This window comes from Devosia sp. (genome assembly GCF_017307495.1).
In the GTDB taxonomy this organism is placed as follows: domain Bacteria; phylum Pseudomonadota; class Alphaproteobacteria; order Rhizobiales; family Devosiaceae; genus Devosia_A.
The window spans coordinates 181657-203867 of record NZ_JAFKHE010000017.1 but is presented as its reverse complement, the minus strand read 5'-3'; the positions used below and the strand labels follow the sequence as shown (position 1 = coordinate 203867).

19 protein-coding genes are annotated in these 22211 nt (G+C 65.0%); 12 read left to right on the top strand and 7 right to left on the bottom strand.

Going from position 1 to position 22211, the window contains the following annotated elements; translation table 11 throughout:
• The first annotated feature begins 72 nt into the window (after nucleotides 1-72).
• Together J0I99_RS10595 and J0I99_RS10590 are read left to right on the top strand one after the other, a co-directional pair.
• A complete protein-coding gene (locus tag J0I99_RS10595) occupies nucleotides 73-1095 on the top strand; it encodes an LLM class flavin-dependent oxidoreductase (RefSeq protein WP_291397478.1) in 1023 nt (340 codons plus the stop codon).
• Nucleotides 1096-1162: 67 nt separating this feature from the next.
• Nucleotides 1163-1741, top strand: coding sequence for an SOS response-associated peptidase (locus J0I99_RS10590; protein ID WP_291397476.1), 579 nt, complete (start codon nucleotides 1163-1165; stop codon nucleotides 1739-1741).
• On the opposite strand, the gene J0I99_RS10585 is transcribed toward J0I99_RS10590, so the two are convergent.
• The 3 genes from J0I99_RS10585 to J0I99_RS10575 all read right to left on the bottom strand — a co-directional run bounded on the left by J0I99_RS10585 (nucleotide 1738) and on the right by J0I99_RS10575 (nucleotide 4692).
• On the bottom strand, nucleotides 1738-2757 hold the full coding sequence (locus tag J0I99_RS10585) for a TerC family protein (RefSeq protein ID WP_291397474.1): 1020 nt from the start codon (nucleotides 2755-2757) through the stop codon (nucleotides 1738-1740). The two genes, J0I99_RS10590 and J0I99_RS10585, sit on opposite strands and share 4 nt — an antisense overlap.
• Nucleotides 2758-2901: 144 nt before the next feature.
• On the bottom strand, nucleotides 2902-4155 hold the full coding sequence (locus tag J0I99_RS10580; protein ID WP_291397472.1) for an FAD-binding oxidoreductase: 1254 nt from the start codon (nucleotides 4153-4155) through the stop codon (nucleotides 2902-2904).
• Between the two features lie 60 nt (nucleotides 4156-4215).
• A complete protein-coding gene (locus tag J0I99_RS10575) occupies nucleotides 4216-4692 on the bottom strand; it encodes an Lrp/AsnC family transcriptional regulator (protein WP_291390587.1) in 477 nt (158 codons plus the stop codon).
• 123 nt (nucleotides 4693-4815) lie between these two features.
• Here J0I99_RS10575 and J0I99_RS10570 point away from each other — a divergent pair, with 123 nt between their 5' ends.
• The 8 genes from J0I99_RS10570 to J0I99_RS10535 all read left to right on the top strand — a co-directional run bounded on the left by J0I99_RS10570 (nucleotide 4816) and on the right by J0I99_RS10535 (nucleotide 16648).
• Nucleotides 4816-7179, top strand: coding sequence for a transketolase (locus J0I99_RS10570; protein WP_291397470.1), 2364 nt, complete (start codon nucleotides 4816-4818; stop codon nucleotides 7177-7179).
• 277 nt (nucleotides 7180-7456) lie between these two features.
• Nucleotides 7457-9067, top strand: a complete 1611-nt coding sequence (locus tag J0I99_RS10565; protein ID WP_291390585.1) for an ABC transporter substrate-binding protein — start codon at nucleotides 7457-7459, stop codon at nucleotides 9065-9067.
• 340 nt (nucleotides 9068-9407) lie between these two features.
• Complete coding sequence (locus J0I99_RS10560; protein WP_291397468.1) at nucleotides 9408-11003, top strand: ABC transporter substrate-binding protein; 1596 nt, start codon at nucleotides 9408-9410, stop codon at nucleotides 11001-11003.
• Nucleotides 11004-11061: 58 nt separating this feature from the next.
• Entirely contained in the window at nucleotides 11062-12831 is a 1770-nt protein-coding gene (locus J0I99_RS10555) for an ABC transporter ATP-binding protein (protein ID WP_291397466.1), read from the top strand.
• Nucleotides 12832-12844: 13 nt separating this feature from the next.
• The gene (locus J0I99_RS10550) at nucleotides 12845-13777 is read left to right on the top strand and encodes an ABC transporter permease (RefSeq protein ID WP_291390582.1); all 933 of its coding nucleotides are present in this window, start codon (nucleotides 12845-12847) and stop codon (nucleotides 13775-13777) included.
• Nucleotides 13774-14673 (top strand): ABC transporter permease, encoded by a 900-nt coding sequence (locus J0I99_RS10545; protein ID WP_291397464.1) that lies wholly within the window; start codon nucleotides 13774-13776, stop codon nucleotides 14671-14673. The genes J0I99_RS10550 and J0I99_RS10545 overlap by 4 nt, the downstream gene beginning before the upstream one ends.
• A gap of 1 nt (nucleotide 14674) precedes the next feature.
• Nucleotides 14675-15880 (top strand): aminotransferase class V-fold PLP-dependent enzyme, encoded by a 1206-nt coding sequence (locus tag J0I99_RS10540; protein ID WP_291397463.1) that lies wholly within the window; start codon nucleotides 14675-14677, stop codon nucleotides 15878-15880.
• A 51-nt stretch (nucleotides 15881-15931) separates the two neighbouring features.
• A complete protein-coding gene (locus J0I99_RS10535) occupies nucleotides 15932-16648 on the top strand; it encodes a FadR/GntR family transcriptional regulator (protein WP_291397462.1) in 717 nt (238 codons plus the stop codon).
• 3 nt (nucleotides 16649-16651) lie between these two features.
• Here J0I99_RS10535 and J0I99_RS10530 read toward each other — a convergent pair whose 3' ends face one another.
• On the bottom strand, nucleotides 16652-17113 hold the full coding sequence (locus J0I99_RS10530; protein WP_291397506.1) for a YaiI/YqxD family protein: 462 nt from the start codon (nucleotides 17111-17113) through the stop codon (nucleotides 16652-16654).
• A 566-nt stretch (nucleotides 17114-17679) separates the two neighbouring features.
• Between J0I99_RS10530 and J0I99_RS10525 the strand changes: the two genes are divergently transcribed.
• Entirely contained in the window at nucleotides 17680-18141 is a 462-nt protein-coding gene (locus J0I99_RS10525) for an L-2-amino-thiazoline-4-carboxylic acid hydrolase (RefSeq protein WP_291397459.1), read from the top strand.
• A gap of 113 nt (nucleotides 18142-18254) precedes the next feature.
• Here J0I99_RS10525 and J0I99_RS10520 read toward each other — a convergent pair whose 3' ends face one another.
• Together J0I99_RS10520 and J0I99_RS10515 are read right to left on the bottom strand one after the other, a co-directional pair.
• Nucleotides 18255-19262: a P1 family peptidase gene (locus J0I99_RS10520; RefSeq protein ID WP_291397457.1), complete on the bottom strand. Its 1008-nt coding sequence runs from the start codon at nucleotides 19260-19262 to the stop codon at nucleotides 18255-18257.
• A gap of 30 nt (nucleotides 19263-19292) precedes the next feature.
• Nucleotides 19293-20585, bottom strand: a complete 1293-nt coding sequence (locus J0I99_RS10515) for a tetratricopeptide repeat protein (RefSeq protein ID WP_291397455.1) — start codon at nucleotides 20583-20585, stop codon at nucleotides 19293-19295.
• Between the two features lie 120 nt (nucleotides 20586-20705).
• On the opposite strand from J0I99_RS10515, the gene J0I99_RS10510 reads away from it, so the two are divergent.
• The gene (locus tag J0I99_RS10510; RefSeq protein ID WP_291397454.1) at nucleotides 20706-21512 is read left to right on the top strand and encodes an alpha/beta hydrolase; all 807 of its coding nucleotides are present in this window, start codon (nucleotides 20706-20708) and stop codon (nucleotides 21510-21512) included.
• Here J0I99_RS10510 and J0I99_RS10505 read toward each other — a convergent pair.
• Nucleotides 21469-22209 carry an SDR family oxidoreductase gene (locus tag J0I99_RS10505; RefSeq protein ID WP_291397505.1) on the bottom strand — a complete coding sequence of 247 codons (741 nt, stop codon included), beginning with the start codon at nucleotides 22207-22209 and terminating at the stop codon, nucleotides 21469-21471. The two genes, J0I99_RS10510 and J0I99_RS10505, sit on opposite strands and share 44 nt — an antisense overlap.
• Between the last annotated feature and the right edge of the window lie 2 nt (nucleotides 22210-22211).

Sequence of the window (22211 nt, the reverse complement as noted above, 5' to 3'; positions counted from 1 at the left end):
ACGCGGGTGGCGGATGGCCGGGAAAAGGAGTACCGCCATCGCTTTCCCGCAACCAATCTCCAGGCGATCGCCATGAAAAAGATCGGCTTCCTCTCCTTCGGCCACTGGACCCCCTCGCCGCATTCCGAGACCCGCTCGGCCTCTGACACCCTGCTGCAGTCCATCGACCTGGCCGTTGCCGCTGAAGAACTCGGTGCAGATGGAGCCTACTTTCGCGTCCACCACTTCGCGCGGCAGCTCGGCTCGCCCTTCCCGTTGCTTGCCGCGGTCGGCGCACGGACCAGCCGCATCGAGATCGGTACCGCGGTCATCGACATGCGCTACGAGAACCCGCTCTACATGGCCGAGGATGCCGGCTCGGCTGACCTCATCTCCGGTGGCCGGCTCCAGCTCGGCATCAGCCGCGGTTCGCCGGAACAAGTGATCGATGGCTGGCGCCATTTCGGCTACGCCCCCGCCGAAGGTGAGACTGATGCGGACATGGCGCGTCGACATGCCGAGGTTTTCCTCGACGTCATCCAGGGCAAGGGCTTTGCCCAGCCCAATCCGCGTCCGATGTTCCCCAATCCGCCCGGCCTGTTGCGCCTCGAGCCGTATTCGGCCGGCCTGCGCGACCGCATCTGGTGGGGCGCTGCGACAACCCCCACGGCAGAGTGGGCCGCCAGGCTTGGCGTCAACCTGCAAAGCTCGACCCTTGTCATGGCCGAGTCCGACAAGCCGTTCCACATCCAGCAGGCCGAGCAGATCGCAGCCTATCGCAAGGCTTGGGCCGATGCCGGCCACGAGCGGACGCCGCGCGTGTCCGTGAGCCGCAGCATCTTCGCCATCGTCAACGAGCTCGACCGCAGGTACTTCGGCGGCCCGGGCGACAGCCAGGACCACTTCGGCTATATCGAGCCGGGCAAGCAGGCCGTCTTCGGCCGCAGCTACGCGGCCGAGCCGGACGAACTGATCAAGCAGCTGGCGGATGACGAGGCTATCAAGGCGGCGGACACGCTGCTGCTCACCGTGCCGAACCAATTGGGCGTCGCCTACAACGCCCATGTCATCGAGAGCATCCTCAAGCACGTGGCCCCGGCACTCGGCTGGCGCTGAGCCGCCCTCGCCATGGTTCGAAGGGTTGCCGTTCGACCATCGGCGTTCAACCGGCTAGGCTGGCGGCATGTGCAACGCCTACGAGCAGCAGGTGACCTACGCGCAGTACCGCGACGCCATTCGCGCCGCGGAACTGGTGACACCCGACTCGGAGTCCGAATCCGACCTGCCGAGAGCCGAAATCCGCATCGGCGACATGGGCCCGGTGCTGCGCGCCGCCGGCAACGGCGCGAAACTTGTGCTGATGCGCTTCGGCTGGCCGGCCTCGCGTCCCAAGGCGCCACCCGTCTTCAACTTCCGCTCGGACAACCGCCACTTCGACGAGTCGAGGCGCTGCGTCATTGTCCTCTCCGGTTTCTTCGAGTTCACCGGCTCGAAATCGCCCAAGACCAAGCACCGCTTCCGCCTCAAGGATTCGCCGGTGATGGGGATCGCGGGGCTATGGAGCGAGGACGACGAGGGCGCCCTAAGCTTTACCCTGCTCACCACCGCCCCCGGGCCTGACATCGCTCCGATCCACGACCGCCAGGTCTGCGTCCTGCGCCCGGAGCAATGGGCTCATTGGTTGTTCCTGACGAAGCCGGAAGCGGAACTGCTCGTCCCGCTCCCCGAAGGCACTCTCACCGTCGAGATCGTCCGGCCCTAGGGCTCGAGCCGTCCCTGCTCGGGATGCTCGGCGGCGCTGATGTCCCGCTCACCGCGCGTCTTCCACAGCGAGTACAGCACGCCGCCAGCCAGTACGCCCAGTGTCACCAGCAGCGACAGCAGCGTGTCGATCTTCACGCCGAACGGCACCAGCGCCACCTTGAGTCCGATCAGCACCAGCACGATTGCCAGCGAAATCTGCAGGTAGCGGAACCGGTTCATCGCCGCGGCCAGCGCGAAGTAGAGCGCACGCAGGCCCAGGATCGCGAAGATGTTGGAGGTGTAGACGATGAACGTATCCTGCGTCACCGCGAACACGGCGGGGACCGAGTCGACCGCGAAGATCAGGTCGACTGTCTCTACCATGATCAGCGCCACGCCCAGTGGCGTGAGAACCGTCACCAGCTTGCCCGTCTTGCTGTCCATCATCCGCGTCAGGAATCGCCGGCCGTCCAGATTGGGCGAGATGCGGAAATGCTTGCGCAGGAACATGAAGATCGGATTGGCCTCGATATCGGCCTGTTCGTCCTTGTGCGAAAACATCCTGACGCCAGTGAAGATCAGGAAGCCGCCGAACAGCACCAGCACCCAGTTGAACGAGTGGACCAGCGCCGCGCCCAGGCCGATCAGGATGGCCCGGAATACGATCACGCCCAGGATGCCCCAGAACAGCACGCGGTGCTGGTAGAGCCGGGGGATCGCGAGGAAGCCGAAGATCGTCGCGATGACGAACATGTTGTCCATCGCGAGGCTCTGCTCGATCAGGTAGCCGGTGTAGAATTCGAGGCCGGCCTCGGCGCCTCGGCTGAACCACACCCAGACACCGAACAACGCCGCCACGAGCACGTAGCCGGCATAGAGCGTCAGGCTCTCCTTGGTGGAGATTTCGTGCTCGTTGCGGTTGAGGATGCCCAGGTCGAAGACCAGCAATCCGACCACGATGGTCAGGAACGCCACCCAGAAATAGACAGGGGTACCGAGAAAATCGCCGGTCAGGGCACTAAGCAGCATATCCATGCCGGACCTCTCCATGTGAACATTGGAGCAGTTCCGACATCACGGGGCATTGTCGCCGCCGTCAGAGGGGCCCGGTAACCGCGCAGCTAAAATAGCGCTTCCGTTGCCGCCTTCAAGCCCTGGTCGAGCGGCAAAATGCTGCGACTAGAGGAATCGCGTCGCCGAGAATGCCCCGGGATCGATGAAGGGCGTTTCTCCGCTCATCATCTCTGCGATCAGCCGTCCGGTGGCCGGCCCGAGCGTCATGCCGTGATGCGCGTGTCCGAAGGCGAACCACAGGTCCTTGTGACGCGGCGCCGGGCCGATGATGGGCATCATGTCCGGCGTCGCGGGCCGCGCCCCGCGCCACGGCTCGGCCTCGACGCGGCCGCCAAGGCCAGGAAACAGCTCCCTGGCGAAGACCTCGTCGCGATCGACCTGCACCGGGGTCGAGGGCGCATCGCGCAGCGCAAACTCGGCCCCGCTGGTCAGCCTGATCCCCTTCACCATCGGCGTCAGCAGGTAGCCGTACTCTGCATCGAGGATCCAGTTGCTCAATGGCCGTGCCGCCGGCTGCCCATAGTGCATGTGGTAGCCCCGCTTCACCCCTAGCGGCAGCCGATATCCCAGCTGCTCCGTAAGGTCACCGGCCCACGGCCCGAGCGCGATCACCACATCCCTGGCTTCCACGACTCCATCGGCGACCGGCAACCGCCATCCGGCCCCCGAAGCTCGCGCCGTCAGGCGCATCGCATCGGCATTGACGAAGGTCCCGCCTAGAGATTCGAACAGCTTGAGATACCGCTTCACCAGCCCGCCCGGATCGCGGATGCTCCACGGATCGGTCCAGTGCAGCGCTCCCGCGAGGTCGATCCCGAGCCCCGGCTCCCTCGCGCGCATCGCCGCATTCTCGACCTTCTCGTGCCCAACGCCGAAATCCCGCTGCAGCCATTCGGCCTCGGCAAAGGCCTCGTCGCGATCCTTCGCGTTCCGATAGAGCAGGTACCACCCCTTCCGCTCGATGAGGTCGTCCGCCCCTGCCCGCTCGATCAGCGGCGCATGCTCGCTGACCGCGGCCGCGATCAGCGGCGCGTAGGCCGTAACGATCCGGCGGTAGCTGTCCGGCCGCGAATGCCACCAGTACTGCGCCAGGAACGGCGCGATCCGCGGCAGCGCCGCCAGATGGTAGTGCATGTCCGTCCGGTTGCTCAGGCCGTAGCGGAACAGGGCGCCGAGCCCTTGCGGAAACGAATGCGGCAGCACGCCCTCGCGCTGGATCAGCCCGGCATTGCCGTAGGACGTCTCCTCCCCGGCGCCGCGCCGGTCGACCAGAACCGTGTTTCGCCCACGCATCTGCAGGTGCAGCGCAACCGACACGCCCACGATGCCCGCGCCAAGAACGATGCTGTCTGCCTGCATGAGAGGAGAATCCGTTTTCGTGACTATAGCTTAGCGGGCGACGACGGGGCCGTCGCTGCGTCAGATGGGCAGGACCCGCGAGAATTTCACCTGTCCCAGCGAGAAGCTGGATTCGATCGAACTAACCCCGGCCACCTGCGTAAGTTTCTGGCGCAGGAACTGCTCGTAGGCAGCAAGGTCCGCGCACACCACGCGCAACAGGAAGTCGAACTGCCCCGTCATCAGGTAGCACTCCATCACCTCGGGCCAGCCCGCGATGGCTTCGCCGAAGCGATCGAGTTCCTCGGCGCGCTGCCGTTCCAGCTTGATCGAGATGAACACCGACACCGGCAGGCCGACCGAGCGCTGCTCCACCACGGCGCTGTAGCCGGAGATGATCCCGGCCTGCTCCATCTGGCGTATCCTGCGCAGGCATGGTGAGGCCGACAGGCCAACCCGATCGGCCAGCGCCTGGATGGTCATGCGGCCATCCTCCTGCAAGGCACGCAGAATCCGCCGGTCTACTTGGCTCAGGTCCGTCTTGGCAGAAACCGTCATTCCTCAGGCCAAACCATAGGGAAAATTGCGCAGGATGATGTCAATACCGGCACAATAGGCAGGAAACGCCGCCAAGGCTAGCGCAGTCTAAATGTCAGACAACTGGCGCCACGCGGAGGGGAAATGGCGACGGACCGGATAGCGGCGATCGAGGCGCTGGCGACCAAGTCGCTCTGGCTGGCGAGCTGGATGATTCACCACGCCAACCACATCCGCGCGAACCCTGACGGGGTCAAGGTCGGTGGCCACCAAGCCTCCTCGGCCTCCATGGCGCAGATCCTGGCCGCACTCTATTTTGGCGTCCTTCGACCCGAGGACCGCGTCGCCGTCAAGCCGCATGCCGGCCCCGTCTTCCACGCCATCCAGTACCTGTTCGGCAAGCAGACACTCGACAAGCTCGAGGCGTTCCGCGGCTATCACGGCGCGCAGTCCTATCCCTCCCGGACCAAGGACAGCGACGACGTCGACTTCTCCACCGGCTCGGTCGGCCTCGGCGTCGCCTTCACTGCCTTCGCCTCGATGGTCCAGGACTACGTGCGCGCCAAGCCCTGGGCGAGCAAGCGCCCTGAAGGCCGGATGATTGCGCTTGTCGGCGACGCCGAACTCGACGAGGGCAACGTCTACGAGTGCCTGCTCGAGGGGTGGAAGCACAACCTGCGCAATTGCTGGTGGATCATCGACTACAACCGCCAGAGCCTCGACGGCGTCGTCCGCGAGGGCCTGTACGAGCGCATCGAGGCGATCTTCACCGCGTTCGAGTGGAACGTCGTCACGCTCAAGTACGGCGCCAAGCAGCGCCGCGCCTTCGCCGAGCCAGGCGGCGAAAAACTCCGGCAGTGGATCGACGCCTGCCCCAATGCGATCTACTCGGCCCTGATGTTCCGCGGCGGTGCGGCGTGGCGCGAGCGGCTCACCGATGAGATCGGGGACCAGGGCCCGGTCACCGCGCTGCTCGAGCGCCGCACCGACGCCGAGCTGGCCGAGCTGATGGCCAACCTCGGCGGCCACTGCGTCGAGAGCCTGCTCGAGCAGTTCGAGGCGATCACCGACGACCGGCCGACCGTGTTCATTGCCTACACGGTCAAGGGCTGGGGCACCCCGCTCGCCGGCCACAAGGACAACCACGCCGGCCAGATGACGGCGGCACAGATCACCAGCCTCAGAACATCGCTCAAGATTCGCGAAGGTCATGAATGGGACCGCTTCGAGGGCCTTGGCCACTCCCGCGAAGAACTCGAGGCCTTCCTGGCCGCCGTGCCATTCAACACCGCTCAGCCGCGTCGCCTGGCTTCGCCGGCAGTGCCCGCCATTGGCCCGCAATATGTCGGCTCCGCCCCGACCTCGACCCAGACTGCCTTCGGCAAGATCCTCGACGCACTCGCCAAGACCGACAGCGAATTGGCGCGCCGCATCGTCACCACCTCGCCCGACGTTACCGTCTCGACCAATCTCGGTACCTGGGTCAACCGTCGCCACCTGTTCGGCCGCGAGATGCCGGATATCTTTCAGAAAGAGCGCATCCCGAGCGCGCAGAAGTGGCAGTTCACCCCGGAGGGGCAGCACATCGAGCTGGGCATCGCCGAAATGAACCTGTTCCTGCTGCTCGGCGCGGCAGGGCTCAGCCACTCGCTGTTCGGCGAACGCCTGCTCCCGATCGGCACCCTCTACGACCCGTTCATCGCCCGCGGACTCGATGCGCTGAACTACGCCTGCTACCAAGATGCCCGCTTCCTCCTCGTCGCCACGCCCTCGGGAGTCTCGCTGGCCGGCGAAGGGGGCGCGCATCAGTCGATCGGCACGCCCTTGATCGGCATGGCCCAGGACGGACTCGCCGCCTTCGAGCCCGCTTTCGCCGACGAGCTCGCCGTCATCATGGACTGGGGCTTCGACTACATGCAGCGCGACGGCAGCGATCGCGCCGACCTTGCCGCCTGGCCCCGCGATGTCTCGGGCGGTTCGGTCTACCTGAGGCTCTCCACCCGCGTCATCGATCAGCCGCCTCGTCCCGTCACGCCCGCCCTCGCCGATGACATCATCCGCGGCGCCTACTGGCTCGTGCCACCCACCCCGAACTGCGAAGCGATCCTCGCCTACCAGGGCGTTGTCGCCAGCGAGGCTGTCGCTGCCGCCGGTATGGTCGGTGGCGACCGCCGCAATGTCGCGGTGCTGGCTGTGACCTCGGCCGATCGCCTCAATGCCGGCTGGCACGGCGCCCAGCGAGCCCGTCTGCACGGCGCGGCCGATGCGACCTGCCATGTCGAGACTCTCCTGGCTGCCGCCCCCGATACCGCCGCCCTCGTCACAGTCATCGACGGCCATCCGGCGACGCTCGGCTGGCTCGGCAGCGTCCGTGGCCACCGCGCCATAACGCTCGGCGTGGAGCACTTCGGCCAGACCGGCACGGTCAGCGATCTCTACCGCCACTTCGGTATCGACGCCGAGGCCATCGCAACCGCCGCGCGGAGCCTGTTCGGTGGTCGCCGATGAGCCAACCGAGCCTGTTTGTCCCACACCCGGCGGGATGCAGCAGTCTTTGCCGAGCAACCCGCGAAAACGTCTTGCCAAGCCAAATCGGAGTTGTCAGACATATGTCATATAGCAGCGTTTCTTCGAGGGATGACGCTGCTTGAAATCGGCTTCCGGGCTCGGGCGTCTCGAGTCCGGCCGCCGCTTTCTGCCCCGCAAGGAACCTTCTTCATGCGTTGGTTCCGAGCGGCAAGAGGGGACGCCAAGGCAAACCGGCTCTGCATCAAGGAGGGAGCATATGAACGCGTTGCTGAAATTCGTCGGCGCGGTTGCGCTGGCTGCGGGATTGACCGCAGTTCCAGCGCTCGCCGAGTCTAAACTGACGGTACCGGGTGGTTCGACCACCGGCACCTACATGGACTACATGAAGACCGTCTATGCACGAGCCTCGGGTGCCGAGCTTCTGCAAGTCCCGCTGACCAGCTTTGACAACGAGTACCAGTTGACGCCGCTCGCGGCGGAAAGCTGGGAACAGTCGGCTGACGGGCTCACCTGGACCTTCCACCTGCGCGATGGCCTCAAGTGGAGCGACGGCGTGCCGCTCACGGCAAGCGACTTTGCGTTTGCCCTGCAGCATGCAGCGACGTCCGGCTACGACTTCGCCTGGTACTGGGGCTTTGCCGGCGGCATCAAGAACTGGGACGAGGTGACGAGCGGCAAGGCCGACGTCTCGACCCTCGGCGTCGGTGCCCCCGACGACAAGACCCTGACCATCACGACCAACGCGCCCAAGCCCTATCTGCCCGGCGTGGTTTCGCTGTGGTACCCGGTACCCAAGCACCAGTTCGACAAGTTCGGTGACGACTGGTCGACCAATGTCGCCAACGTCCTGTCGTCCGGCCCCTTCCTGCTCAAGTCCTGGGAAAAGTCGAACAACTCGGCCGTTCTGACCAAGAATCCGGACTACACCGGCCCCTGGCCGGCGGAAGTCGATGAACTGACCATCGATCCGTCCGTTGGTTCGCCGGAAGTGGGCATGCCTGCATTCCTCGCCGGTGACCTGGCCTTCACGTGGCTGAACGCCGGCCAGATCCCGGTGGTCAAGCAGCGCTTCCCGGACTCGATCCGCACCAACACGGTCTTTGCCACATCCTATCTGGCGTTCGACCTGGAGAAGGCGCCGTTCGACAATGTCGACGTCCGGCGCGCCCTCTATTACGCCGTCAATCGTGACGAACTGACCCAGACCGTGCTCAAGGACATCGCCATCCCGGCGCACTCGATCCTGGCGCCCGGCTATCCTGGGTACAGCGAGAAGATCGCCTCCGAGGCGGTGTTCGATCCGCAGAAGGCCAAGGACTTCATGGCCAAGGCCGGCTACCCGGACGGCAAGGGCTTCCCCACGGTTGAAGTCTGGTTCCGTGAGGAAGGTGGCTACAACGGCGCCATCCTGCCCCCGATGGCCCAGTACCTGCAGGCCCAGTTCAAGGACATCCTTGGCATTACCATGAACATCAAGGTCATGCCGGGTAAGGACTGGATGGAAGGCATGCTCGCCCGCAAGAACAACCTCTATCTTGCGCCCTACGAGTACGACTATCTCGACCCGTCCAACTTCTACGGCCTGTTCTACAATGGTGGGCGTCACAGCTACCATGTGGCCGAGTACGACAAGCTCGTCGCCGAAGCCGACAAGGCGCCCAAGTGGGAAGACCGTGTGGCCCTCTACGAGCAGGCCGAGCAGGTCATGATCGACCAGGGCCTGATCGTGCCGCTGGTGCATCCGATCATCATGGCTGCTGTCAGCGACAACATCAGCGGCCCAGGCGTGTCGCCCAACTCCAAGGGCTTCACCCCGCTCGATCGTATCGGCAACTTCCTCTACTCGCACATCACCGTGAAGCAGTAGTCCGCATCGGTTCCCCGCCCTCTCGGCGGGGAACCACTCCCAACCCTCGCGGCGACTGGCGCGATGCGCACCAGCCTCCTCGTGGGTTGGCCGGATCGTGTCCGGCAGCAGCAAATGCCCCGAATCCGGGGAGACGTGTCGAAGACGGCCCCCAGCTTTCGTCTTGCTAACGCAGGAGAGAATTGTCGGAAATAATAGGAAGGTGCGCGGCGGACTGGACAATCAACATCCCGAACAACGGGAGCGCAGGGGAAATCGCACTTTCTTGGCACGAGCTATCACATCGGGACGTTGCCCGAAACGACATCGCTTTTCGACGCGATAATCAGGAGGAAAATATATGCATAGACTACTGAAATGGGTCGGCGCCTTGGCGCTGGCCGCCAGCGTGAGTTCGCCCGGACTTGCGCAGACTGTGACCGTGCCCGGTCAGTCTACTACGGGCACCTACATGGACTACATGAAGACGGTCTACGCCCGCGCCGCCGGCTCGGACATGATCCAGATCGGCCTCACTGCCTTCGACAAGGACTTCAACCTCACGCCGATCGCGGCGGAGAGCTGGTCGCAGTCGGCCGACGGCCTCACCTGGACTTTCAAGATTCGCCCCGAACTGACCTGGAGTGATGGCGAGCCATTGACCGCCGAAGACTTCGTGTTCGCGCTGCAGCATGCTGCCACGACGGGGTACGATTTCGCCTGGTACTGGGGCTTCGCCGGCGGCATCAAGAACTGGGATGACGTGACGGCCGGCAAGGCCGATGTCTCCACGCTTGGCCTCAAGGCGGTCGATGACAAGACGCTCGAGGTCACCACGAACGCGCCCAAGCCGTACCTGCCGAGCGTCGTCTCGCTCTGGTACCCGGTGCCCAAGCACCAGTTCGACAAGTATGGCGATGAGTGGTCGACCAACGTCGACACGATCGTTTCGTCGGGCCCCTGGGTGGTCAAGGACTGGGTGAAGTCGAACAACACCGTTACGCTCGAGAAGAACCCGACCTACAAGGGGCCGTGGATTCCGCAGATCGACGAAGTCGTAATGGACTCCTCGCTCGGCCTGCCGGAAGTGGGTGTCCCCGCCTTCCTCGCCGGGGACGTCGACATGACCTCGCTGAATACCGGGCAGGTCGCGTCAATGCGCCAGCGCTTCGCCGACCAGATCCACACCAACCCGGTGTTCGCGACCGCCTACATCGCCTACGACCTGGAGAAGGCGCCGTTCGACAATGTCGACGTGCGCAGGGCGTTCTACTACGCCGTCAACCGTGACGAGTTGACCTCGACGGTGCTCAGGGACATCGCCATCCCGGCCCACTCGATCCTGCCGCCCGGCTTCCCTGGGTACAGCGAGAAGATCGCGGCCGAGGCAGTGTTCGATCCGCAGAAGGCCAAGGACTACATGGCCAAGGCCGGCTATCCGGACGGCAAGGGCTTTCCGACCGTCGAGATCTGGTTCCGTGAGGAAGGCGGCTACAATGGCGCCATCCTGCCCCCGATGGCCCAGTACCTGCAGCAGCAGTTCAAGGACATCCTGGGAATCACCATGAATATCAAGGTGATGCCGGGCAAGGACTGGATGGAGGGCATGCTCCAGCACAAGAACAACCTGTACCTGGCGCCCTACGAGTACGACTATCTCGACCCGTCGAACTTCTACGGCATCTTCTACAATGGCGGCCGTCACAGCTACCATATCGCCGAGTACGACAGGCTGGTTGCCGAGGCCGACAAGGCGCCCAGCTGGGATGAGCGCGTGAAGCTCTACGAGCAGGCGGAACAGGTCATGATCGACCAGGGCTTGATCGTGCCGCTGACCCATCCGGTCACCATGAACGTCGTTTCCGACAAGCTCGGCGGCGATGCCATGACGCCCAACAAGCAGGGCTTCTACCCCAACTGGTCGGGTTACGTTTTCACCCACCTGACCAAGAACTAGTCGCACCACCAATCCCGCACCTCCGGCCCGGCCGGGGGTGCACAGTCCGGGGCAGCGTATGACTCTCGTAGATATCAGGGGCCTGAAGGTCAGCTTCCGCCAGCATGGCGGCCAGATCGAAGCCGTTCGCGGCGTCGACATCCAGCTCGCCGACGGCGAAAGTCTCGGCATCGTCGGCGAGTCCGGCTCTGGCAAGTCCGTGACCTGTCTGGCGCTGATGCGCCTTCTCGCCAACACTGCAACCATCACCGCCGACCGGCTCGAGCTTGACGGCGTCGACGTACTCAAGGCCAAGCCTCGTCAACTCGCCTCGTTGCGCGGCAAGGTCGCGGCGATGATCTTCCAGGATCCGGCCACCGCGTTCGACCCGGTGTTCACCATCGGCCACCAGATCTCCGAGACCATCCGGATGCACCGCGATGTGAGCAAGGCGGCGGCAATGACCGAGTCCGAGCAGCTGTTGCTCAAGGTCGAGATCAAGAACGCCAAGGACGTGCTGGGCTACTACCCGCACCAGCTTTCCGGCGGCATGCTTCAGCGCGCGATGATCGCAATGGCGCTGTCGTGCCGGCCCAAGCTGCTGATCGCCGACGAGCCGACCACGGCGCTCGACGTGACGATCCAGGCTCAGATTCTCCAGCTCATCAAGGGCCTGCAGGCCGAGATGGGCATGGCGATGATCATGATCACCCACGATCTCGGTGTCATCGCCGAAACCGTCGACCGCGTCGTCGTCATGTACGGCGGCCGGGTGATGGAGGAAGGCCCGGTTGGCGAGATCTTCGACAACCCCAAGCACAGCTACACCCAGTCGCTGCTCGCCAGCCTCAGGGCGGGTGAGGCGCGCCAGCCCGAGCCCGCGTCGGCCGAGCCCATCGCCCCTGCCCTCGAGTTGCGCAACCTGTCGAAGGTCTACAAGCTCCGCCGCCGCGGCAAGGTATTCTCGCGCTACATCGACTTCCCGGCCGTGCGCGGCGTCGACCTCGTGCTGCCGCGCAACAAGATCGTCGGTCTCGTTGGCGAGTCCGGATCGGGCAAGAGCACGACGGGCATGATGGCGATGCGGCTGCTCGACCCGACCTCGGGTCAGATCCTCGTTGACGGCACCGACATTTCGGGCCTTGACGTCGCCAGCCTCAAGACCTTCCGCCGGCGCATGCAGGTGGTGTTCCAGGACAGCTACTCGGCACTCGATCCGATGATGACGCTCGCCCAGATCATCGCCGAGCCCCTGCACATCCACGGGGTGAAGTCATCGCGCGAGCAGACCGAGGAAGCCCTCTCCTGGCTCGAACGCGTCGGCATGGACCGCAGCTTCGGCAACCGCTACCCGCACGAACTGTCGGGCGGCCAGCGCCAGCGCGTGGCCATCGCTCGGGCCCTGATCCTGGGCCCCTCCGTTCTGGTCGCGGACGAGCCCACCTCCGCGCTCGACGTGTCGGTCAAGGCGCAGATCATCACGCTGCTCAAGCAACTGCAGCAGGAGATGGGATTGTCCATGCTGTTCATCAGCCACGACCTCGGCGTGGTGCGCTCGCTGACCGACAGCGTGGTGGTGATGTATCGCGGCCGCGTCGTCGAACAGGCGCCGACAGCCAACATCTTCGCCAATCCGCAGCATCCGTACACACGCTCGCTGCTCGACGCGATACCGGTCACCAATCCGAACGACCGGCGGCAGCGCAGCTTCATTACGGCCGAGCAGATCGAGGCGAACACGCCTCGGCTCTCGCGCTCTGGCCTCGCGGCCGATGTGCCCGTGGCCGACGTGCCGCAGCTTATCAGCGTTGCACCGGGCCATCTCGTCGAAGCGATCGTCACGAACTGAGGGAGCGAGCGCCATGATCGTCTACATTCTCAAACGCCTGATCTCGGTCGCGGTGACGTTCTTCATCGTCTCGCTGGTCGTGTTCCTGATGATGCACGCCGTTCCCGGCGGCCCTTTCGACGGCAACGACATGCCGGTGTCCGAGGCGGTGCGCGCCAAGCTGATGGCCCGGCTCGGGCTCGATCAGCCGCTCTGGGTGCAATACGTCAACTACATGGCGGGCGTGCTGACCTTCGACTTCGGCGTGCCCTACCAGAGCCCGGGTGAAACGGTGGTGAGCCTGCTCGGACAGGCCTGGCTGCCAAGCCTAATCCTCGGCGGCTCGGGCGTGATCATCGGCGCCACGCTTGGCATCCTGCTCGGCATGGCGGCCGCGCTCAACCGCAACAGCTGGATCGACTACCTCGCCTCGACCCTGTCGGTGCTGGGGCTCACCATCCCGGTTTTCGTCATCTCGATGCTGCTGATCCTGATCTTCGCAGTCGGGCTCAACTGGCTGCCTGCGAGCGGCTGGGGCAAGCCGGAGCGATGGATCCTGCCGATCATCGCCTACTCCGCGATCCCGCTGGCAACCTATGCGCGCTACACCCGCTCGGCGATGCTGGACAACCTCAACCGTCCGTTCGTTACGGCGCTGCGCGCCAAGGGCCTGAGCGAAAGCAAGATCATCTTCCAGCATGTGTTGCGGAACTCGGCGATCCCGATGGTCACGGTGTTCCTGCCCATGTTCATCGGCACGGCGACCGGCTCGATCTTCGTCGAGGCGATGTTCCGCATCCCGGGGCTGGGCTCGTATTTCGTGTCCTCGATCACCAACCGTGACTATCCGCTGGAGATGGCGCTGGTGTTGATGGTGACCGTCGGCATCTGCCTCGCCTACCTCATTTCCGACATTGCCTACGCGTGGCTCAATCCCCGCATCCGCCTTGGAGACGACGAGCAATGACCACCCAGATCGAAGCCGCTCCGCTCGCCGTTCCGCCGGCCCATACTCAGCGCAGTCCCGCCTATTTCGCCTGGCGCCGCTTCGTTGCCAACAAGGCGGCGGTTGCCGGCGGTGCGGTGCTGGCCATCATCGTGCTGGCCGCGATCCTGGCGCCGCTTTTCACCAAGACCGACCCGTCGGCGCAGGCCTATCTGACCCAGTCGCTGGCCTTCCCGTCGGCCGAGTTCTGGTTCGGCGTCGACGACCTCGGACGCGACTTCTTCACGCGCGTCGTCTATGGCGCGCGGGTGTCGCTCTCGATCGGCTTTGCCGCCGCCACCTGCAGCCTGCTGATCGGCATTCCGATCGGCGCGGTCGCAGGCTATTTCGGCGGCAAGATCGACTGGTTCATCATGCGCATCATCGAGATCTTCTCGGTGGTGCCGCCGCTACTCGCAGCGATGCTGCTCGGCGCACTGACCGGTGGTGGCTATTTCACCATCATCATCATCGCGTCGGCTTTCGGCTGGTTCGGCGTATGCCTGCTCGTCCGGGCGCAAGTGAAGGCGTTCCGCGAGAAGGAGTTCGTGCGGGCGGCGCGGGCGCTGGGCGCCTCACCGTGGTACATCCTCCGCCGACACCTGATCCCCAATTCGCTGTCGCCGATCATCGTGGGCTTCGTGCTCTCCATGCCCGGCGCCATGATGCTCGAGGCCTCGCTCAGCTTCCTCGGCATCGGCGTTGCGCCGCCGACCCCGAGCTGGGGCCAGATGATCAACGTGGGCATCAACTTCATGTTCTTCTATTGGCACATGGCCGTGTTCCCCACGGCAGCGCTCGCCATCACCGTGCTCGCGACCACGCTCTTCGGCGACGGCCTCCGCGATGCCCTCGATCCCACCCTGAAAGGCCGTTGACGTGTCCTCGAACCTAGCCAAGCACTTCCTCCTGCGTGAGGATGTGACCTTCCTGAACCACGGCTCGTTCGGTGCCTGTCCGCGCCCTGTGTTTGAGACCTATCAGCGTTTCCAGCGCGAGCTCGAGAGCGAGCCCGTCGACTTCCTCGGCCGCCGGCTTACCGAGCTGATGAAGCCGCCGCGCGAGGCGCTGGGCATGTTCCTCGGCACCACTGCCGACAACGTCGTCGGCGTGGTCAATGCCACAAGCGGCCTCAATATCGTCGCCCAGTCGCTGCCGCTGCAGGAAGGCGACGAGATCCTCACCACCGACCACGAGTACTCGGCGCTCGAAAAGACCTGGGCGTATGTAACCCGCCGAACCGGCGCGAAGGTCGTCGTCGTGACGGTTCCCATGCCGTTTGTCTCCGAAGTGGCGTTCACCGACGCCATCGTCGCGGGCATGACCGAGCGCACCAAGGTGCTGTTCCTCAGCCACATCACCTCCCCCACGGCGCTGGTCTTTCCCATCGAGCGACCGATCGCCGAGGCCAGGAAGCGCGGCATCTGGACCGTCATCGACGGCGCCCACACGCCGGGCCACATCCCGCTCGACCTGCCCGGGCTCGACGTCGATTTCTACTCGGGCAACTGCCACAAGTGGATGATGACGCCCAAGGGCTCGGCGTTCCTCTATGCGCGCCCGGAACTGCAAGTGATGCTGAATCCGCTCGTGATCAGCCACGGCTGGACCGCCGACAACAAGGAGCCCGGCGTGCAGGGCCCGTTCGGCAACTCGCCGTTCATCGACGAGATCGAGATGCAGGGCACGCGCGATCCCTCCGCCATGCTCGCCATTCCCTCCGCGATTGCCTTCCGCGACGAGCATGACTGGGCCTCGGTGCAGCGTGCCTGCACGGCGCTGGCGCAGGAAACCGCGCGCCGCCTCGGCGAGCTCACCGGCCTGCCGCCGCTTTCGGCCCCCGAGTTCTCGGCGCCGCAGATGGTTGCCATGCCCATTCCCGAATGCGATCCGCAGGAGATCCACAAGCAGTTGTGGGAGCGCTTCAAGATCGAGATCCCGGTCTTCAAGTGGCAGGACCACTACATCGCCCGCCTGTCGGTTCAGGGCTACAACAGCAAGCCGCAGACGGACTATCTGCTGGAAGCCCTTGCAGAACTGCTGAATTTGGGCGCAGAGCCAGCGCGAAAGCGTCAGCATGGCTGACAAACTCGTGGAACTGTGGTGAAGCTGCGTCGAAGACCTTGAGGTGCCGGCGTGGGACGTGACGGAGCACTGAACTATCTCGAGCCCATCGAGACCCGCACGCGCGGCGTGGCGGTGCTGGATGCGCTTGCCGACATGATCGAGCGCGCCGGCCTGACGGTCGGCGACAGGCTGCCGCCTGAGATCTCGCTCGCCTCCACCCTTGGCGTCGGCCGCTCCACCATCCGTGAAGCCCTGAACCGCTGGGAAGGGCTCGGTATCATCAAGCGCCGCCGGGGCGATGGCACCTACCTCGCGGCACGTGTCCAGACCTCCAAGGGGCTTGTCCCCACGATGATCCGGCTCGAGGGTGAGGCTCTGCTGCGCCTGATCGAGGTTCGCCGGGCTCTGGAAAAGGACGTGGTCCGCAAGGCCACGGTCAATGCTACGCCGTCCCAGCGCGCCGCGATCTCGCGCCTGTGCGACATCCTGATCGCGGACGTCGACGCGCGCCGCAACTGGCATCAGGCCGACCACGCCTTTCATGGCGCCATCTACGAGGCGTCCGGCAATCCAATGTTTGGGCAGATCCTGCACCGGCTGGACGATGCGCTGGAGCGCTCGAACGAATCCCCGTTTGGCCGGGACGATTTCGGCCTCGATTCGTTTCCGCCGCACCGCGAACTCGCCGACGCGATCGTTGCCGCCGATCCGGAAGCTGCCGTTCGCGCCATCAACAAGATCCTCGACCTGGTCGAGGCCGACGTCCGCACTATCATTACCGGCTGAACGCTAACCGGCCTTGTGCTTCGCCCTCTGCACTGCAGCATCGAACACCTGCAGGAAGGCGCTGCGTTCCCTGCTCGTGAACCCCGCGTTGTAGCCCTTGCTCTCGCCTGTCTCCCGCAGATGCTGGTTCAGGTCTCGCATCGCCAGCGCCATGCCAATGGACTGCTCGGTGAAAGGCTTGCCCGTCGGGCCGATCACTGTTGCCCCCTTCTTGAGCGCGCGGCCGGCCAGGGGAATATCCGACGTCACCACCAGATCGCCGGCATCGACCTGCTCGACGATCCAGTCATCCGCCGCATCGGCGCCCTGCGGCACCATCACGCTGCGGACCATCGGATCGCGCGACGGCCTGAGCCCGAAATTGGCGACGAACGTCACCACCAGCCCATGCCGCTCGGCGACGCGGACCACCTCATCCTTCACTGGACACGCATCGGCATCCACGTAGATTTGCGGTACAGGCACGCCGCGACACTCCCCTTGCACAATCGCGCCGCAAATGGGGCGCAACCCTGCCGACACAATAGCAACGACACCGGATTCGCCGATGCGCCTTTCGACACTCAGCCTGCTCCTCGCCCTGCCGCTTCTCGCTGCCTGCGACAGCAGCACCCCAAAGGCACCCGCCAGCAGCTCCACGACCCCGGCTGCAACCACCACGGCTGCCGCCTCCCCGCCACCAGCCGTTCCTGCGACTTTCCCGATCGGCGCCCGCCCCATGCTCGGCACCTGGGCCGCAGACTTGGCCAGTTGCGGTGACGCTGCAAAGGTCACGACGATATCGGCCACGAGTTACCTCGTTGGTGGCAAGTCCTGCGATCTCACCCTCAAGGACAACAAGGACGGCTCGTTCACCGCAACCTGCGGTAAGCAGGCGATGACGATGACACCCATCTTCGGGCCGACTGGCGAAGGTATCCGCATCAAGGCAGGCGACGCCAAGCCCACCAACGTCTTCCGCTGCCGGCGTTGACCGGGGTTTCCGATTTCGGCCTATCCTGCCATCATCGCGCCCTCTAGGAGACCGGCCGATGACCCCGTTTGAGCGCATTACTATCCAGGTCCAGGCCCAGATTCCGCTGGTTCGCGCCATGGAATCTGCCTTGGGCAAGGAAGCAGCCCACAAGCTGGTGCGCGACGCGCTCGACAAGGCCAACCGGGCCCTTGTCGCCCAGCGCGGCTCGCTGCTCGACATCCCGACACTCGCCGCCGAATTCGCCGGCTTCGGTGAAGGCATCCGCTACGAGTTCGAAACCCTCGAGCAGACGGACACCCTGCTTCGCAATCAGGTCAACCATTGCGACTATGCCGAGTTCATGGAGCAGATCGGCGCCAGGGACCTGGGCGAACTGCTCATATGCAACTCCGACTTCGCCATGGCCGACGAACTTGGCCTCAGGCTCGAGCGCAACAAGACCTGCATGAACGGCGATGGCATGTGCAACTTCTGCTACCACCTCAAGGCCGAGCGGCAGGCAAGCACGGCACCCTAGACACTGCCCTGCCCGTCCCCACCGAATCATTCCCGCACCAGCGGGAATCTCCAATTTTCGCCGCATGGACGCGGATTCCACGGTGCGAGTGACCGACCCTTGGGGCGGGGCTGCTACTTCCCCCCCCATTTCTCCTGCCAGGTCGGCACGATGTCGTTCGCGGCCGGCGTCGCCAGGTAGATTGCCCGCGCTATGGCGCGGCTGAGGCACACCGCCGCCGCATGCCCCAGCTGCAGGGCGTTCAGCACCGGCGTCTCGATCGGCTTGGCACCCGTTGACACCGAGAAGATCAGGTCGCCATCGACCTGCGTGTGCGCGGGGCTGGCGCCGCGGCCGATCCCGTCCTGCGCCGCCACGGCCAGCCGCTTGAGCTGCGCCTTCGTCAGGTCCGCATCCGTCGCGACAATGGCGATCGTCGTGTTCGAGATCGGTGTGACCCAGTCGCGCTTCGACCGCGATGTCTGCTCGAACGTCATGGGCGTCGGTAGCGGTCCGAGGCCGCCGAACTCGTCGCCGACCTCGAACGGCGCCGCCCAGAAATGCCGGGTATCACCCATTGTCACGCTGCCGGTCGGGTTGGCCACCACCAGCGCACCAACGGTATAGCCGCCGGGAATGACCAGCGAGGCCGAGCCGAGCCCACCCTTGAGATTGGCCGTCAGCGCCCCGACGCCCGCCCCGGCCGTGCCCAGCGCGAAGTCCGTGCTCGCGTTCGCCAGCGCAGCTGCCCCCAATGCACGATAGGGGTTCTCCTGCCAGTCTTTGTCCCCCTGGTTGAGAAGATCGAAGATGATCGCTCCCGGCACGATCGGGACCGTCGCCGTTTCGACCTTGAAGCCGCGGCCGAGCCTTCTCAGTCCGTCCGAGACTCCGGATGCGGCATCCAGGCCGAAGGCCGACCCGCCGGAGAGCACCAGCGCATCGACATCCTCCACCAGCTTGTCCGGCGCCAGCAGTTCGGTCTCACGCGAGCCGGGCGACCCTCCCATTACGTCGACCGAGGCCCGGAACGGCTTGTCCGCCACGAGCACCGTGGCTCCGGTCTTGATCCGGTGGTCCTCGGAATTGCCGACGCGAAGCCCTTCGACATCGGTGATCAGATTGCGCGGTCCGGTTCGCATCCGGGCTCCCTTTTCTCGTTCCGTTTCCGTTCAGGCAGCGTTCAGCTTCTTGTCAACCAGCGCTAATGCACGGTTCAGGGGAACCCCGTCGGGGTCCCAGATACGCCGCATTTCCAGCATCCGCCGGGCCACGGCCCAGTTGCCGAGCTTGAGGTGTGCATCGAGCAGCAACTGCCCGAACAGGTCGCGCTGCGCGTGGCTGCCGCCGATCTCCGTCATCCGCGGATTCGCCACCGAAAGCCACTTCGCCGCCGCGGCGTACTCTCCGCGCGCATGCGCGAGCACCCCCCGCGCTGCCGGAAGGGCCACCTCTTGCCACACCAGCCTGTCCCAACCCTTTGTTGTTGCGGCACGATCCTCAACTGCCTGCATCAGGTGGTCGGCCTCCGCCCGCTCCGCCCGCGCTAGCCCGTAGAGGTACTGCAGCGTCAGGAACGGCAGCGTCGTGTCGTGCGCCCTGCCCTTCATGTGCTCGGCGACATCCTCCCAGCGATGGCCGACATCCATGCCCGCCACCTCCATCCGCGCCAGCAGCGACACGGCGCCGATCTGGTCCTGCGGCAGGTCGGGCTCGATCCCCCAGACGTGGTTGTCATAGGCGTCGAACACCGCGGCGTTGTCGCCCGCGCTGATATGGAATAGCGCCTTGTGCCACCAGTTGTGCGTGTACATGAACGAGTTGAGGTCGACCCAGGTCCTCTGCGCTTCGCCCAGGAACGCGACGCCCTCAGCCACACGTCCCTGTCCCAGCATCACATGCGCAAGCGCATGCTGCGCCCAGGGCTCCTTTGTCTTGAGCTTCAGCGCCCGTCGCGCTTCTCGTTCGGCCGCCTCGAGCTCGTGCATCTGCTCGTAGCCGAATGCCAGCATGCCGTGGATATGCGGATTGTCGGCGTTTTCCCGCTCCACCGCCCGGGCGATCCGCAACATGTTCTTGGCATCGCCGCGGTTGAAGCTGAAATACTGGTGCAGCTTCACCGACGCGAGGTCGCGCGGATAGCGCGCCGCAATCTCGTCGCCGATCGCCTGCGCCCCGGGGACATCATCGGCAATCCAGCGCTCGAGCTGCGCGAGGATCATCCGCTCCCTCTCGTTCGCACCCGCCTCCGCGGACTTTGCCCGATTCAGGTAGGCCGAGGCCACTTGCGTCGCGCCCTCGGCCTCCAGCATCATCCACAGGACACCGGCATAGGCATTGGCCAGCACCGAGTCCGGTTCGGCGTCGGCGGCAGCGATGATATTGCTGGCCCGCTTCTCGTAGCCGAGAAACCCGCCGACGAAATCGTCGATCCCCTTGAGCGTCGCATCCGACGCCCGGCTCACTTCATTTCCGAGGGCATCCTGTGCCATGGTCGAAACGCCATTTTGTCCGATCGGTCAAACATATACCCGCCATCGTGTGAGTCCACGCCGCGGCTGAGCAATTGCGTTGAGGATACCGACATGCCGCAGTTCCAGAACGGCGCCGCCAGCGTGCACTACGAAATCGTCGGCTCGGGCCGCCCGATTCTGCTGATTGCCGGTACCGCCAGCGATGGCGCCAGCTGGGGACCTCTGCTGCCCCTGCTTCCCAACCGCCAACTGATCCTGATCGACAATCGCGGTGCCGGTCAGACCAGGGTCGACGGCCCCATCGAGCTCGACGAGATGATCGAGGATTGCTCCGCGCTGACCGAGCACCTCGGGCTCGGTGCCGTCGATATCGTGGGCCACTCCCTCGGCGGCCACCTCGGCCTCGGCGTTGCTGCGGCGCACCCGGACAAGGTCAACCGCCTCGTCACGCTCGGCACCGGCATCATCGATGCCAAGGCGCGCGTCCTGTTCCGCGACCTCTCACGGCTCTACTTCACCATTCCGCCCGAGGATTGGTTCCGCCTGTTGTACCAGTGGCTGTTCTCGGCCCCGTTCTTCAGGAGCGAAGAGACCGTGGCCAATGCCGCGGCGGCCTCCGCGGCTTATCCCCACCGCCAGTCGCCCGGCGACTTCGCCCGCCAGGTCGCCGCGCTGGATCATGCGACGCCAACCGATCTCTCGACCGTGTGCTCGCCATTTCCGGCGATCTCGACCTTCTCGCCCCGCCCGGTGCCGTCGAGGGCTATCACGTCAGGCTGCCAAGCCTCACCCAGGCGATCATCCCCAACGCCGCCCATTCCCTCCACTGGGAAGCGCCGCAAGCCGTGGCCAGGGAGATCACTGGCTTCCTCCGCTAGATCACCCGACCGCCATCGACTTCCAGCGCCACGCCAGTGATCATCGAGGCCTCGTCCGAGCACAGGAAGCACGCTGCGTTGCCCATGTCCTCGGGGGTCGAGAAGCGGCCGAGCGGAATCGTCGACAGGAACTTGGCCCGCATCTCCGGCGTGTCTTCGCCCATGAACGTCTTAAGCAGCGGCGTCTCGCCTGCCACCGGGTTGATCGCGTTGACCCGCACGCCCATCGGCGCCAGCTCCACCGCCATCGACTTGGTCGCCGTCACCATCCAGCCCTTGGACGCATTGTACCAGCTGAGCCGCGGCCGCGGGCTCACCGCCGCCGTCGACGCCACGTTGAGGATCGCCCCGGTCTTCCGCGCCTTGAAATGCGGCACGAGATGGCGCGCGGTCAGGTAGACCGACTTCATGTTCACATTGAACACCCGGTCGAAATCCGCCTCGGAAATCTCGTCCAGCGGCGCCGGCAGGTGCGAAACGCCGGCATTGTTCACGAGAATGTCGACCTTGCCGAAGGCCATCAGTGCCGCCGCCGCCAACTGATTGACGCTCGCGTCCTTGCTGACATCGACATGCCCGGCCTTCTGCCCAAGCTCGCGCGCCAGCGCTTCGGCCCCTTCGAGGTTGATGTCCGCGATCAGCACCCGTGCACCCTCGGCCGCGAACTTGCGCACAATGCCTGCGCCGAACCCCGATGCGCCGCCCGTCACAATGGCGACCTTGCCTGCCAGTCTCATCA